This is a genomic window from Alteromonas sp. G5_S2_22_S1 (assembly GCF_054968525.1).
This window is the reverse complement of sequence record NZ_JBQKUJ010000003.1, coordinates 25,605-41,085: the sequence shown is the minus strand read 5'-3', so window position 1 is coordinate 41,085 and position 15,481 is coordinate 25,605. Positions and strand designations below refer to the sequence as shown.

General features: G+C 44.7%; 11 protein-coding genes. 2 read left to right on the top strand and 9 right to left on the bottom strand.

The features are described from left to right. Nucleotides 1-283 precede the first annotated feature (283 nt). Nucleotides 284-2,365: a TonB-dependent receptor gene (locus tag ACTRWF_RS04500; protein ID WP_015066720.1), complete on the top strand. Its 2,082-nt coding sequence runs from the start codon at nucleotides 284-286 to the stop codon at nucleotides 2,363-2,365. 187 nt (nucleotides 2,366-2,552) lie between these two features. Here ACTRWF_RS04500 and ACTRWF_RS04495 read toward each other — a convergent pair whose 3' ends face one another. The 7 genes from ACTRWF_RS04495 to ACTRWF_RS04465 form a co-directional block, all read right to left on the bottom strand. Beyond that, a complete protein-coding gene (locus ACTRWF_RS04495; RefSeq protein ID WP_020743202.1) occupies nucleotides 2,553-3,041 on the bottom strand; it encodes a GNAT family N-acetyltransferase in 489 nt (162 codons plus the stop codon). Between the two features lie 89 nt (nucleotides 3,042-3,130). Beyond that, nucleotides 3,131-6,301, bottom strand: a complete 3,171-nt coding sequence (locus tag ACTRWF_RS04490) for an efflux RND transporter permease subunit (protein ID WP_462835167.1) — start codon at nucleotides 6,299-6,301, stop codon at nucleotides 3,131-3,133. A 9-nt stretch (nucleotides 6,302-6,310) separates the two neighbouring features. After that, the gene (locus tag ACTRWF_RS04485) at nucleotides 6,311-7,459 is read right to left on the bottom strand and encodes an efflux RND transporter periplasmic adaptor subunit (RefSeq protein WP_462835166.1); all 1,149 of its coding nucleotides are present in this window, start codon (nucleotides 7,457-7,459) and stop codon (nucleotides 6,311-6,313) included. Nucleotides 7,460-7,611: 152 nt separating this feature from the next. Next, entirely contained in the window at nucleotides 7,612-8,712 is a 1,101-nt protein-coding gene (locus tag ACTRWF_RS04480) for a diguanylate cyclase (protein ID WP_462835165.1), read from the bottom strand. A gap of 2 nt (nucleotides 8,713-8,714) precedes the next feature. Beyond that, a complete protein-coding gene (locus ACTRWF_RS04475) occupies nucleotides 8,715-9,326 on the bottom strand; it encodes a PqiC family protein (protein ID WP_024016012.1) in 612 nt (203 codons plus the stop codon). Between the two features lie 176 nt (nucleotides 9,327-9,502). Then, on the bottom strand, nucleotides 9,503-11,155 hold the full coding sequence (pqiB, locus tag ACTRWF_RS04470; protein ID WP_278385257.1) for an intermembrane transport protein PqiB: 1,653 nt from the start codon (nucleotides 11,153-11,155) through the stop codon (nucleotides 9,503-9,505). Continuing rightward, nucleotides 11,152-12,294 carry a paraquat-inducible protein A gene (locus ACTRWF_RS04465; protein ID WP_020743207.1) on the bottom strand — a complete coding sequence of 381 codons (1,143 nt, stop codon included), beginning with the start codon at nucleotides 12,292-12,294 and terminating at the stop codon, nucleotides 11,152-11,154. Before ACTRWF_RS04465 ends, pqiB begins: the two co-directional genes overlap by 4 nt. A 299-nt stretch (nucleotides 12,295-12,593) precedes the next feature. On the opposite strand from ACTRWF_RS04465, the gene ACTRWF_RS04460 reads away from it, so the two are divergent. Beyond that, on the top strand, nucleotides 12,594-13,493 hold the full coding sequence (locus ACTRWF_RS04460; protein ID WP_462835164.1) for a hypothetical protein: 900 nt from the start codon (nucleotides 12,594-12,596) through the stop codon (nucleotides 13,491-13,493). Between the two features lie 50 nt (nucleotides 13,494-13,543). Here ACTRWF_RS04460 and ACTRWF_RS04455 read toward each other — a convergent pair whose 3' ends face one another. Then, nucleotides 13,544-13,915 carry an SDR family NAD(P)-dependent oxidoreductase gene (locus ACTRWF_RS04455; RefSeq protein WP_462835163.1) on the bottom strand — a complete coding sequence of 124 codons (372 nt, stop codon included), beginning with the start codon at nucleotides 13,913-13,915 and terminating at the stop codon, nucleotides 13,544-13,546. Between the two features lie 129 nt (nucleotides 13,916-14,044). Next, on the bottom strand, nucleotides 14,045-15,442 hold the full coding sequence (gene asnS, locus ACTRWF_RS04450) for an asparagine--tRNA ligase (protein WP_071951139.1): 1,398 nt from the start codon (nucleotides 15,440-15,442) through the stop codon (nucleotides 14,045-14,047). Nucleotides 15,443-15,481: the final 39 nt, after the last annotated feature.

The following is a 15,481-nucleotide window of genomic DNA, read 5'->3' as shown; positions in this document are numbered from 1 at the left end:
ACGGTGAAACAGACATATAGGCACCGTTTTTGTTTAAATTGTAATCTCCTACACTCCGCTCCACGGTCTAAATTAAGAAAATTTATAAAGAGTTTTTAAATTTTTCTGTTCTAGGGCTCGTCATCTTCGAAAATTTTCTATATCATCTCATCACAAATGACAACTATTATTATTTGCAATTGCAGACGCAATTAGAAGCGATGATAAATGCTCAGTAAATAATAAGGTTTATATAGTTGTAGAAAGAACACACAACACTTTAGAGAACACTTGGAGAGCAATTTTGAAATTCAAACTGACGAGTATTGCTACTGCGATAGTTTTGAGCCCTGCTGCGTTTGCTGCTGATATGGAAGATATTGAGAGACTAACGGTTGAAGGTAAATACCTTTCAGTAAATCAGTCAAATTCAATTAAAAGCCCAACGCCAATCATAGATGTGCCGCAAAGCTTGTCGATAATGACGGCTGAAGAAATTACAGCTCGTGGTATTACCAGCGTTGGTCAAATTATCGATTACACGCCAGGTGTTAATACCTCTCAAGGTGAAGGTCACCGCGATTCTGTGGTATTTCGTGGTGTGCGTTCAACGGCCGACTTCTACTTAGACGGTAACCGCGACGATGTGCAGTATTACCGTGCGCTCTACAACATAGAACAAGTTGAAATTCTTCGCGGGCCAAATGCGCTATTATTCGGGCGTGGCGGTACAGGTGGTATTTTAAACCGCGTATCTAAAAAGGCTAAAACCGGTGAGCAATTCGTTAACTACAATGTATCTGCAAACACGTTTGGTGCGTATAATCTTCAGTTAGATACCAACGTTGATACAGGCGACAAGTCAGCGCTTCGCATTAACGCCATGTACGAGAGTCTAGATAACCATCGCGACTTTTTCTATGGCGATCGCTACGGTTTCAACCCAACGGCACGCTTTGAAGTGAGCGACGACACCATCGTAGACCTGTCTTATGAATACATCGATCACGAGCGTTTTATTGACCGGGGTGTCCCGACTGCCAACGGAGAGCCAGTTGAAGCGTTTGAAGACATTGTATTTGGTGACCCTGAAAACAATTATCAAACCTTAGGTGCAGACGTGTTCCGTGCTAACGTTGAACATACGTTCTCTGACAACCTAAAAGGTAACTTTAACGCGTTTTACGGTGACTACGACAAAGTTTACTCAAACTTTTATGCAGCAGGCTACAATGCTGATGCTAACCAAGTAACGTTGGATGGCTACATAGATAATACCCAACGCGAGAACCTAATTTTATCTTCGAACTTAGTCGGTGAGTTTACAACGGGTAGTATTGAGCACACGGTTATTTTTGGCGGTGAGGTGATTAATACTAAATCGAATCAAGACCGCTTTAACACTGTATTTGACTCTACTGGCGGTGATAGAGAAACATTTAACATTTCACGCCCGTTAAGTTTCCGTGGATTAACTGGTACAAATGTTGATGGCGTGACAGTAACTGCAGACTTTTCTGATTTAAACGATGATACGCGCGTAGATCTAGATGTTTACTCATTCTACGTACAAGACGAAATTGCGTTATCAAAGAACCTTGATCTTGTGGTAGGTGCGCGTTTCGACAGTTTTGATATTGAGGTCTTTAACGCGGACCCTGACGTACTTGAGACGCGGAGTAGAAAAGACGAACAGGTGTCTCCACGTGCAGGTATTGTGTACAAGCCTCAAGAAAATATCTCAATTTATGCGAGCTACAGTGAGTCATTCCTGCCGCGCAGTGGCGAACAGTATGCAAATATTAATGGCGATGCAGATGCGCTTGACCCAGACACGTTCACTAACCAAGAAATTGGTATCAAGTGGGACTTCAATGACAGCATGAGCTTTACCGCGGCTATCTTTGAAAACGAACAGACGTCACTCGACAACGACCCGAACGACGTCGAACGCTTTATAGAAGTGGATTCAGATATTTCAGGTTTTGAAATCCAACTACAGGGATATATCACTGACAAGTGGCATATTACTGCGAACTACAGCAACCTTGATGGCGAAAATGCCAGTGGTGTTGCGCTTCGAGAGCTTCCTGAAAATACGATGTCGGTATGGACAACTTATGAAGTCAATGACGTATTTGGCTTTGGTATTGGTGCAACATATCAAGACGAAAGTTTTGTTGTAACAGGCGAAGACTCACCTGTACTACCTAGCTATACTCGCGTTGATGCATCAGCATATTACACGCTTAGCGACAAGACGCGTCTTCAGTTAAACGTGGAAAACTTAACCGATACGCTCTACTTCCCTAATGCGCAATCTACGCACCAGGCAACGGTTGGTGCGCCAATTAATGCTCGCTTGTCGTTGATTGGTTCTTTCTAAATAAAGCACCAACAATTGATATATTTATAGAAAGCCATTCCTGTGTGCGAATGGCTTTCTCATTTTAGGGTATTGTAATAAGTATCGATAACGAGCTTAAAAAACGTGCAGCAATTGTTGATTGTCCTTCACGCTATGCAAGTCAGCAAGTCAGCAAGTCAGTAAGTTAATTATTGTATTGGCAATGTTAACCTTGTTTGGCAAAGTCAATAAGTGTCTGTCCATCCATGCGATAGCCTAGCCACTCACTTTTGGGTTTCGCGCCAAGCGACTCATAGAAATCAATGGCAGGCTTGTTCCAATCTAAAACGCTCCACTCAAATCGACCGCAGTCGTTTTCCACTGCTATTTTAGCCAAATGCTGAAGCAGTAATTTTCCCGCGCCGAGGCCTCGAGAGGTAGGCGATACGTACAAGTCTTCAAGATAAAGCCCGTTTCGCCCTTGCCATGTAGAGTAGTTAAAGAAATAAACGGCGAAGCCAATAGGGGCATCATTGTTTTCACAAATAACGCAGTGAGCGGTGGCACCTTCACCGAATAATGTCTTTAGCAGCGCTTCTTCCGAGGCTTCTACTTCGTGTTCGGCTTTTTCATAAATAGCGAGTTCTAGAATAAACTGGCGAATTTGCGATATGTCGTTGGGCGATGCAGGTCTTATAGAAATGGAATTGCTCATTGTATTTTCCTTTCAATACATGAAAAAAATGAGCCTTCAAAGGCTCATTTTTACGTAACAGTACTCGTTTATATCATCAGCCAAAAAGGCTAGTCAATTAAACTACTTGGCTGAGGAGGGGGGGAGACAGTATTGTCGCTGCCATCAGACTTCCTCTTGCGCACAATTTTGCTTTTAATAAACGTATATGGAACATGTAAATCTAGCAGAATCAGGTATAAGCAAGGCACCAAAATTAGCGTAACCAACGTGGCATACAGAACGGCAAAGCCCAATGCCGCGGCCATGGGTACAACGAATGCTGCCTGTAAGCTGGTTTCGAACATTATTGGCAATACGCCTACAAACGTAGTGATAGAGGTGAGAGTGATTGCTCTAAAGCGGGCAGTACCTGCTTCGGTAACCGCTTCTTTAATGCTGTACCCTTGAGCGCGGCGCTGATTTACAAAATCAGTCATTACCAGCGAGTCGTTTATCACAACACCCGCAGCAGCAATAAGGCCAAAGTTCGACATCATAGATAAGTCTAGCCCTAGTACAAAGTGGCCAAACACTGCTCCCGTAAAGCTAAATGGGATCACCGACATAATAATTAACGGCTGCCCATAACTTTTGAGCGGCACGGCGAGTAGGATATACACCATGATCATCGCGGCTAAGAAAAACAGAATTTGCTCGTTTTGCTGGGCTTGCTGCTCTTCAATATCCCCACCTAACTCAGTCATTACCGATGGGAATAACTCTTTAAGCTGAGGCAGAAGTTTATCCTGAATTTCAGTCACCACTTCATTCGGCTCAACTTTTTCCTCATCAATGTTGCCCCAAATGTATACGCTGCGGTAGCCACCTTCGCGGCGAATGTAGCTAATGCCGGGTTTTTCTTCTAGGGCTACCACGTCACCTAGCATAACTTCTTGTCCGCTTGGCGTAGTGATAAGTGAGTATTTTAAGTCTGCAAAACGCTCACGTGTAAGTTCAGGGTAGCGCACCATTACTTTCACTTCTTCGCCATTACGGATGACGCGCTGTGCTTCGCCACCGTAGAAGCCTGCACCCACTTGAGATGCGATATTCGAAAGCGTGAGGCCTAAGTCGTAAGCCACCGGAAGTAATGTCATCTGCACTTCTTTGCTTGGCGGGTCGATAGTAGAGCTTACATCGAACAGGCCTTCTTGCTGCTGAAGCATTTCAATAAACTTAAGACCTGCGGCGTTAAGGGTGTCGATATCAGGGCCGAAAAGTAGATAGCCAAACTCACCATCATCACCATCGCCGTTCACATCGTCAATCACGGTAAAAGACTTCATGCCGGTGATTTCAGGAATGGCTTCGCGCCAGCGACGCGCTAGTTCGAAGGTGTCAATAGGGCGGTCTTCTTCATTAACTAGCGGCGTTAATATACGCCCTTCGGTTCTGTCTTCATTAAACGCAAGGCGGTCTCGAATCATACCTTGGCCAAACTCATCAATAATTTGTTCTTCTACGTCTAAAATGGTCTGCTCAACTATTTTAAGTGCGTTGATGGTAGTCATGTCTGAAACGTTTTCATTCATCTCTATTTTTACGCTGGGGAAGTCGTGAGGCACTTTGGGATTTGGCACCATACGTACATAGTTTGCGCCTATAAGCCCGAGGCTTAGCATAAACATTGCTACAAACATCATCAGCACTGCCCAGCGCCACTCAATAGCTTTGGTAACGGTGCGTTTATAAGGGCCGTTTACAAATGCAAAGAAGCGTTTATTAAAGCGAGCACGCCAGCTGTCTTGCTTTACCGGAGAAAATTTAGTGTGAGCGAGGTGAGCGGGCAGGATAAGCTTCGACTCAATTAAACTAAATACCAAGCACAAGATAACTACCACTGCGATGTTATAGAAAAAAGCACCTTCTGGCCCGCTGCTTAACGTAAATGGGGCGAATACAGCAATGGTGGTTAATACCCCAAATGTAGCAGGGGTCGCTACGCGCTTAGCACCGCGAACAACGTTATCCACACCACCGCCTTTGCTTTCAATTTCAGTATAAGCACTTTCGCCAATCACGATAGCGTCGTCTACTACAATACCCAGCACCATAATGAACGCAAAGAGCGATAGAATGTTAATGCTGACGCCGAAGACGGGCATTAGCATCATTGCACCTAGGAAGCAGACTGGGAGGCCGACCATTACCCATACTGCCAATCTGAATCGCAAAAACAGAGTTAGCATAAGTGCCACCAAAATTGACCCCTGAATGAGGTTTGACAGCATCATGTCTAGGCGCGCATTTAGGTAGTAGGTCATATCGACCAGTACCTGTAAACTTATACCCTGAGGCAAGGTTTCGTTTTTCTGATCAATATAGGCTTTTACCGTCTCTGCAACGGGAATGGTATTTTGCGTTTTTGTGGCTTTCACTGCGATGTAAATAGCGTTCATGCCATTGTATTTGAAGTAGCGCTCACCCTCTTCAAAACCATCATTGATGTAGGCTACATCGCCTAACGTAACCTTTGCACCGCCAGCACCAATTTTAATTGGAATTTGCTTAAACTCATCACCGCTGTAGTATTGGTTTTCTACACGAACAGAGACGATGCCCGAGTTTGTTCTTAATTGACCCGCCGAGATATTCGCCGAGTAGCTGTTAATGGCTTGGGTAATATCACCAATCGTTAGCCCGTACTTTCTAAGCGTATCGGGTTTAACTTCAACAGCAATCTCATCATCTGGCGTATTAGCCTCAACAAGGGAAATAGAGCCTAACTGTAAAAGTTCATCTTCAACTTCTTTTGCGAGAACTTTTAACTCGGAAAGCGGTAAGTCGCCCACTAGGGGCATTTCAATAACTTGCTGTTGAAACTCAACTTGCGATACGTTTACTGGCTCCATGCCAGCGGGGAAAGTGGCAATGCTGTCTACGCGAAGCTTTACCTTATCTAGCACGTCAGTAAGCTCGGCTTTGGTGTCGATTTCTAACGTTACAGCGCCGCCACCTCTAAATGCACGAGAGACTGTGCGCTTTATTTCAGTAATATCTTTAACCGCTTCCTCCACTTTAATGAAAATACTTTCTTCAATTTCTTGTGGCGAGGCGCCCGGGTACGTTGCTTCTATAGTGATATAGTTTATTTCGATGTTGGGGAACATCTGGCGCTGAATAGTGAAGTAGCTCGCTATACCCATGATGATAATAAAGATCATGAGAAGGTTCGCTGCTACAGAATTTCGAGCAAACCAAGCAATGATGCCACTTTGCGTGTTGTTTTGGTTATTCATGACAGCTCCTTAGTTAGCGCTTGCTGTCACAAGGTCGGTAGTGGTCTCAATCACCTTCACGGGCATCCCGTTTTGCGGGTACTCTGGAAGGCTCATCACAACCTTATTCGCGTTAAAGTCTCCCTGAATTAAAAAGTCGCCATTTTCTTCACGAACCACGGTAACTTTTTGTGACGTTAACCTATCTTCGTCATCCAGTGTCCATAAAAGACGATTGGTAATTAGCTCTTGAGGTACGCGGTACACGTCACTTAACGTTTTACCTTCAAACGCAATGGTGCTGTAAGAACCAAACTTTATAATTGGCTTAGATGAGTTGATGGCATAAGGGTCTTCAATTCGCGCGACGAAATAGCTCATACGCGTATTGTTGTCTATAACCCCTGTATCTCTGTGAATAGTGCCTTTAACCGTAGCACCTTGAATGTCATCAACTTCAATAGCGATTTCACTGCCAATGGTGTTGTCAGCAAGAAAGACGCGGTCAAAGCCAGCCACGGGGAAGGTTACTTCTGCGTACTCAATGTTATTAATTACGGCAACGGGCGTACCTTGAGTAACATAGTCACCGGTACTAATCCCCCTTGAAACAACTAACGCGTCATAAGGGGCTTTAACTTTGCAGTTTTCAAAATCCCGTTTCGCTATTTTAAGCTGGGCTTGTGCCGACTTTAGCGCTGCTTTCGCACTCATTACTTGAGGTTTACGAAGGTATAGGTCAGTGACGCGAGCATTGGGCATGGTTTTCGCTTCTCGCGCCGCAACGTCGGCCTGTGCTTGCTCTTGAATAAGCTGCGCTTCAGCGCTGGCAAGGTTTGCCTCGGCCATTAATAGCGCGGCTTCATAAGCATCGGCTTCTATTTCAAAAAGTGTTTCACCCCTTCTCACTAAACCACCGCTGACAAATTTGGTGTTCCACTGTTGAACTTCTCCTGATACCTGCGCCGCGAGGTTAGTGGTTTCTAAAGGCGTGATTTCACCGTAAGAGGTTAACTGCACCCGAACATCTTCAGGGGCTAACGCCTCAATAGTTACTGTGGGGCGAGTGTCAACATCTTCGGTAATTACTGAGTCAGAGGCAGAGGCTTCGATTCCTTTCATCCCAATATAGCCTACTATCAAAACACCAATAGGTAGTGCAAACTTCATCCATTTCATAGCCAAATCTACTTAATATCGAAAACTGCTTATAGTGTAGCGCTAAAGTGTTTCAGTAATACAGCGCAAATGTAACCAAACGTGAGTCAATTTTGTGTAAATTACATTTTCTTGTAGAGTTAAAATTAATCGTGTTGATAACTAATAAAGATTTAGCTACAAGGAAGTGTAGAGGCGGCGCAAACAAGGTTTCGGCCGTGCTCTTTCGCGTGATATAACGCTTTGTCGGCGAGGCGGATAGCGCTTGATGTATCAATGTCCGGTGTTACTTCACACACACCAAAGCTGCTTGTAATATAGATTTCATTGCCATTGATATTAAGAGGGGCGTTATTTAAGGTCGCTCTTATTTGTTCTAATGCTTTTACCGCGCCAGCTTCATCCGTATCGTTAAAGATGAACATAAACTCTTCACCGCCCCAGCGGGCCAAGACGTCTTGACCCCGCGAGCGGGTTTTGAAAATGTTAGATATTTGCCTTAATACCTCATCACCTTGCTCGTGTCCGAGGGAGTCATTAATACTCTTAAATCTGTCTATATCAGCAATGGCTATAGAAAAATGACGCTTATTACGTTGCATTCTGGCATATTCGCGTTCAAGACACTGCTGTGCTCCACGGCGATTTAAAAGTTGAGTAAGGTGGTCGTGTTTGGCTTGGCGTTCAAACTGCTCACTTAAGTAAAGCGCGGTGTCGTAACTTTTTTGTCTGCTGTATTCGTAAAACGCTGACAGGAACGTAACTGTAGCAAATGAATAGAGTAGGCGCGTTTTAAACGCATAGCTATAGCTGGCCACAAAATCGGCCTCGTTGAACCCAAATAGCACGATTGTGCACGCGATAGTATAGGCGACAAGCGCGAGCAACCCTCGAATAAAACCGGCAAAAAACATAGTGACAGGGGGGACAAGGTATATCCAAAGCGGGCCCGTATTATCTTTGCCCCCAGTTATCACTAGTAGAAGCGTGAGAGCCATCAGGCAAAAAATTAATAGCGTAATAGACCAGGTGCGCGCCTTTGCAGTAGCAACGCGCACCTGTAAACGCTGCGAAAGAGCAAATATTACACTGGCGCTAAAAAGAATAGTCGATAGGAAGTACTCGCCGTCAATAAAAGCACGAGAGCCAAGCAAAAACGTAATAGACATCCCCACCGCTGCAAACAGGTTAACAACCATAATGCGGCGGTTGGTTTCATCTTTGTAGCGGCGGTTTACGCCACTTAATACGTATTGCTTTATCGGCCCAAGCATAATTAACCGGCGGAGACAGCTGCTTTTGATATATCAACAGCGAGCTTTTCAATAGCATCTCGCATTGCTTTAACGCTTGAAGAAAAGCCGTCGTTAGCTAAAGGGGAGGTAAACACGAACGAATGTGGCGCATTTTCACCTGATGCGCTCGTTATGACAAACTGCCCCGAAAATACAACTTCACCTTCATAGGTGCTAACAAAGTCGTCTATGTGCAGCGTCATATGAACAGACTCTTCGCTGGCGTAATGATCGGGGCGAACAAGCGAAACACGTTTTACTGCCAGTGCACCTGTTAGCGACTTGGTCAAGCCTTCGTCGACAGGCTCCGCCCATAAGTGGCTGGTAGATATGTGGAGGTTAGTGTCACTAGTTTGGTATACCAACCCTCTGTGCTTCAAATATTCGGGGAGGGTTATCTTGTCTAAAACGATAGTCTGTTTAGCATCCCCCTGTATATACGACACATCACCAGTTGCGTGAAGAAGGTAGTACGTTAACCCCGTTGGTGCGCTGCTACACGCGGATAAAAAACAAAATAAGAAAGCTAAGGTGCTGATGTAGATGGTTTTACGTTTTGTAAAAGAAGAAGTAGCCTTAAACTGCATCATCATAACATTCGATCCTTTCATCCCTGTTCGTGGATGTTCCAATAATAATACTTCGCAGCGTGGTGGGATTTTCTCAAAACTAAAATATAGCGTATATACTCAATTAGTAGAAAAAAGCTATTCATTATTCACGCCAACCTAAACAAGTAATATTTAGGTTGGCGGGCAGTACCTGGCGTTTAATTCTTAGCTTTGGGTTGAATTTCTGACTCGCTGCCCTGTGAAAAAATTAAACTATTAGGCGACTGATTTAATTTCAAGAGTAACGGCTGCATGTTGCGCATGGTTTCTTGCAGTGCATCTACGGTCTCTTTTATTTCTGACTGATTAAAGCCACCTTCGCTGTAATTTTTGAGTAAACCATCAAGGCTTACCAATACCTGATTAAGGTTGCTATTTAATGCTTTAGCGTCAATGTCACCAATCAGCACGTCAAAATCGTCACTTGCCGTTTCTACCGATTCAGCCGCAAGGCGCATGTCATCAACGGCTAGTTGCACGTTCTCTACCATTTCTTTAAGTGGTAGCTGGTTTATTTTATCTAGAATGGCGTCGGCTTTTTGCGTTAGCTGGGTAAACTCATTACTTACGGTTGGAATAACTTCATAACCATTAATGACTTCAATTTTGCCACTGCCGTCGGCGTCGGGTACGTGTTGTAAATCAACATACAAACCACCAGTTAGAATATTACCCATGCGTAACGAGGCCCTAAGATCTCGGTGAAGCCAATTTCTTATGGCTTGTTTTATTGCGCTTAGCCCTTCATCCGTATCCGGTTGTCGCGCTTTACCCGGGTAGATGTTAATAAGGACAGGAATAGGGTAGTCGCGCTCAAGAATATTTCCTTCAACGGCGGGAAAGGAATTAATTGCCGTTACATTACCAATCTCAATTCCTCTATACTCTACAGGCGCGCCAACCGTAAGGCCGCGAACACTTTCGTCAATTAGCAGTAAGTATTCCGCCGCCACTTTATATCGTGCGTCAGACGCTGAAGTGCTGTCGCCATAAATAGTAAAAAACGCATTATCGAGCACTTGCTCGCCTTTCGGGACGCCTTCGGGAATGCCAAAGGTAATGCCATTGGCTAATAAGGTTTCTAAGCTGCCTGTTTCAACACTGACACCGTTAGACTCAAGCAGCAGTTTAACGCCACTGACATCCCAAAAGCGCGTCGTGTTAGTAATGAGCTTGTGATAAGGGGCTTCAATAAATGCGTCGTAATACACCACGCGCTCTTCAACGTTGAAGGTCGCGTCTTCAAATTCGCCTACCTTAAAGCCTTTATAAATAATGGGGTCGCCGGGTTTATAGGCAAACTCGTCGTCACTTTTTAGCATAACGTGTAGACCGGGTGTCCCAGGCGGTGTTACAGGCGGGCGCTCAAGGGCGGTAAAGTGCAGTTGCTCCTTTCCCTTATCGTTCGCTGACATCGCAATATAGCTACCCGATAACAGCGTATTAAGCCCTGAGACTTCCGAGAAGCTAATTCGCGGAGCGACGACCCAAAATTTCGCATTTTCGTTAAGCAAATGGGCTGCGCTGGCATCAATTCTGGCGGTAACAAGTACTCCGTCTAAATCGGGCTTAAGGGTAATTTTTTTAACTTGCCCCACATCCAAGTCTCGCACTTTGATCGGCGTTTTATTGATCTCTATGCCCGCAGCGGAGTGAAGTTCAATGGTGATAAGGGGGCCTTGATTTTTCCACTGGTAATACACCATCCAACCACCAATTACGATTACAAGGATGGGGATAATCCATATGCGGGAAATAGATGAAGTTGGTTTGACCTTCGCTTCGTTTACATTGGGGTCATTTGCGGTCATGGTAATTGCTTCCACTGCTGCCAAATTAGCCTCGAATCAAAAGTCATCGCGGCTATCATTGTTACAAATACAACGGCACAAAAGGCAAGTGCCGCTTGGCCTGGATAAATAGACATGGTGTTACCCATCTGAATTAGTGAAACAAGCACGGCAACGACGAAAACGTCAATCATTGACCAGCGCCCAATTGCCTCTGTAATTCGGTAGTAACGTATACGCAATTGCTTGGATGTGGTTTTTTCTCTTTGAACAGAAAAGTTTAGCCAAGCGAGAATTATGATTTTTGCCACCGGTACAATAACACTAGCCACGAGAATAATAATTGCTACTGGGTATGAGCCAGACTCCCACAGCGAGATAACACCACCGATAATCGTATTCGGTGTTTCTCGACCAAAAAATTCAGTATACATTATGGGAAGTAGGTTAGCAGGGATATATAAGATACAGGCCGTGATAAGCAGTGCCCACGTGCGCTGTATGCTCACTTTTGCCTGTACTTCGCTTAAGGGTTTAGGTTGTGGTGGCGCACCTAGGCTTAACCACATTGCATAGCGCGTGGGGTCAAATTGGGATATACATAAAGCGGTGAATGCAGAAAAGCCAATAAAGGCATAAAAAGACAGACCAATAGAAACATCGGCTAGCTCTGTGATTTTAATGAGACTGACTAATGTGCCTACCAGAAAGATTTCGGCCATGCTCCATGGTAGAAGCGCTTTTACCAGTGTAAACAATCTAGGAAGATAAAAAGGCCGGCGTCCTTGCAATTGAGCTAAACATAAAAGCACTAAACCAGCTAATACCATGCCGGGCAATAAAAGCGTAGCTAGGCTAGTTATTATCGCAAGCGATAGGTAGTCGTGTTCAATCAGTACTGTGATGCCAGTAGGTAAGTCGATACTATGTTTTTGCCCACTTGCTTTAAAGGTAAGGAAATTAAAAGGCAGTGAAAGAAGTAAAAAAATTAATGCGCTGAATGACAATGCCAATAGCTTTTCACTGGCGCCGTCGCGGTGAGATATGAGCGTATGGTTACATACAGGGCAAACAGCCCGTTGCCTGTGCGCTAGGGCAGGTATGTTCACCTTGGTATGGCATTGCTCACAAACTATAGATAACGTATTAGATTCAGCCATAAGGTTTTGCGCGCTACTTTTAGTTTGCTAAAAAGCAGCCAATAGATATAACCTGTTGATTTTTTGGAATCAACAGAATAGCGCATTGCGAGCACGTCGGGAAGTAAAGCCAGTCGTATATTAGAAAGATAACAATAATTATTGACGATGAAATGATGCAAGTAACTAACGAGATTCGCAGTGTGTATGAAAAGATAAAGAAACCCGCAAGGCGCTTACTTCAGAAAAGACGTATTGGTTTTTTGCGCTTTTGGCTGAGCATCACGTTCGCCCAGCGTTGCTATTTTTTGGCAACCAGCATGCTTGTGTTACAACTATTTTTGACTATCGAAAGTAGCCTGTTTGAAGCGATTATGTTTGGTTTTGCCCTTGCAGGCATTATTAGCGAAGTCTGGCCAAAGTTTATGACGCTATGGAACAGTTTACCCGGTAAAGCGGTGATCTTGTTCATCTATGCAATTATCGCGAACTTTGCGCTTGCCTCTTCTAGTGGCCTGGTTAACAGCATAACTGGCGTTTCTGCAAGCGCCTTACCCTATAGCCACAATTTCGCGCTTATACTCATGGTGCCCAGTTGGTTCTTTGTTACCACGTTGATGGCGCTCGTTGGCGGGATGCTGTTAATTTTTGCTTACTTGTTTTTCTTATTGCTGCTAAAGCCCTTCGGCGTGCAGCGGCTGTGGCATCAACAGGACTACCGATATGTATTATCCACCGCCGTAGCGCGCTTTGTATGGACACTGGGCGTGTCGCTGCAACTTGGCGTATTGGCAGGGCAGGTGGGGCTACTTTCTGAATTTAGCAGTGACAGCGCCAACGCGTTAATAACTATAGAAGAAGCCGAAACAGTTAACCTTAATGAAGGCGAAGCACAACAACCTAATAAGGAAACGGAAGAGGTTTCTGAGTTAGAAAAAGATTTAACAACGATTTTAACCAACGCAAAGCAAAAAAGTATCAGCTACAAAGCCACACAACGCCAGGCGTTAGCCAGCTTTATCTATGAGTATGAAGCAGACTCACGTTCACGTTGCGCGCACCCTGCGGGGACGCGTGTGATTGAGTTAAATGACTATGAAATTTTGCAAATTGAAAAAACATCAGATAACGATGAGGGCTTTGTTTACTCGGTTGAGCCGTGCCGCTCCGCTGCGATTGGTTTAAGCAATACGTCTTCCGTAGTTCCAAATGGATATTGATAATTTAAGGTGCACCACCCAATACGCTTTTACGCCTGCCGCCGTTGTATTTAAAGCTGCCATGAAAATTCTGTTGCTTCTTCTGACACGGCCCAAAGCTTTGTTAGTACTTTTTTGTCTACAGCAAAGTCCTCTAACTTACATTCTCCTACTGGGCCGCCGAAGTTCATCAGTCCTGTTGGTCCATAGTAGGCAAGCTGCTTAAGGTTTTCTCCCGTCGCACAAATGACTTCGGGGTATGCGCCTTGTTCAGCAGACTGGGCTAAGCCAATTTTCACCATAAAGGTCCACGATATACGGGTTAAGAAGCTAGCACTTTCTCGTTTAAGGGTGGTGTTAGACGCTCCGGGGTAACACACAAACACCTTTACTTGCTTGTTATGTGCTTTTACTTTGTCTTGAAGCTCGTATGCAAACATCATCTTTGCTAACTTACTTTGGTTATATACCGTATGAGTTTCTGAATTAAAGCACATAAGCGATAGAGAAATAAAAAAGCTCGCGACAGTAGACTGTAGCGAGCTTTCATTTCATTAGTACAGCAACACTGCTTAGAAGCTAGCGTTACCTGGTGTACGTGGGAATGGGATCACGTCACGTACGTTTTGCATGCCGGTTACGTATGCAACAAGACGTTCGAAACCTAGACCGAAACCTGAGTGAGGCACAGTGCCGTAGCGGCGTAGGTCGCGATACCATGCGTAGTCTTCTTTCGATAGTCCCATTTCATCAAGACGAGCGTCGAATACATCTAAACGTTCTTCACGCTGTGAACCACCGATAATTTCGCCGATACCTGGCGCTAGCACGTCCATTGCTGCAACGGTTTTGCCGTCGTCGTTAATGCGCATGTAGAAGGCTTTAATATCCTTCGGATAGTTCTGCATGATGATTGGTGCGCCAACATGCTCTTCGGCAAGGTAACGCTCATGTTCAGAAGATAAATCAATACCCCATTCAACAGGGAACTCGAACTTTTTGCCGCAATTTTGAAGAATTTCAATAGCGTCAGTGTAATCCATGCGAACAAAGTCAGAGCTAACGAGCTTTTCTAAACGCTCAACCGCATCTTTCTTGATGCGCTGGGCGAAGAATGCCATATCATCAGGTAACTCTTCTAGCACCGCTTTACACACATACTTCAACATGTCTTCAGCAAGCTGCGCGACATCTTTCAATTCAGCAAAAGCCACTTCAGGCTCGATCATCCAGAATTCTGCAAGGTGGCGAGACGTATTTGAGTTTTCAGCGCGGAACGTTGGCCCAAAGGTATAAACCTTAGACATAGCCGTACAGTATGTTTCAACATTAAGCTGACCTGATACTGTTAGGTAAGTTTCTTTACCGAAGAAATCTTCTGAGTAATCAACGTTGCCTTTGTCGTCTAGCGGAAGGTTCATCATATCAAGTGTTGATACGCGGAACATTTCACCCGCGCCTTCTGTATCGCTAGCCGTTAGAATTGGGGTAGAGATCCAGTAGTAGCCTTTTTCATGGAAAAAGCGGTGAATGGCCTGTGATAAACAGTTACGCACTCGTGTAACCGCACCGATAACATTAGTGCGAGGGCGCAAATGTGCGTATTCACGAAGGTATTCAATACTGTGGCGCTTTGCTGCCATTGGATAGGTGTCTGGATTTTCCACCAAACCGACGATGTCTACCTCGGTAGCATCAATTTCTAGTGCTTGCCCTTGGCCTTGCGATTCTTTTACTGTACCGGTTACCGATAATGAACAACCTGCAGTTAGGCGCTGGATATCGGCATAATTTGACAGAGAATTTAGTGCAATAACTTGTACAGGATCGAAGCAACTACCATCGTGTAGTGCAATAAATGATAACCCCGCTTTAGAGTCGCGGCGTGTTCTTACCCAACCCTTTACGGTTACCGATTCGCCTACGGCGTACTTACCTTTAAGTACGTCAACTACGGGCGCATGCGTCATGTTAATTTCTCCGTCTTACTGATCTTATGTTGTCGCTCG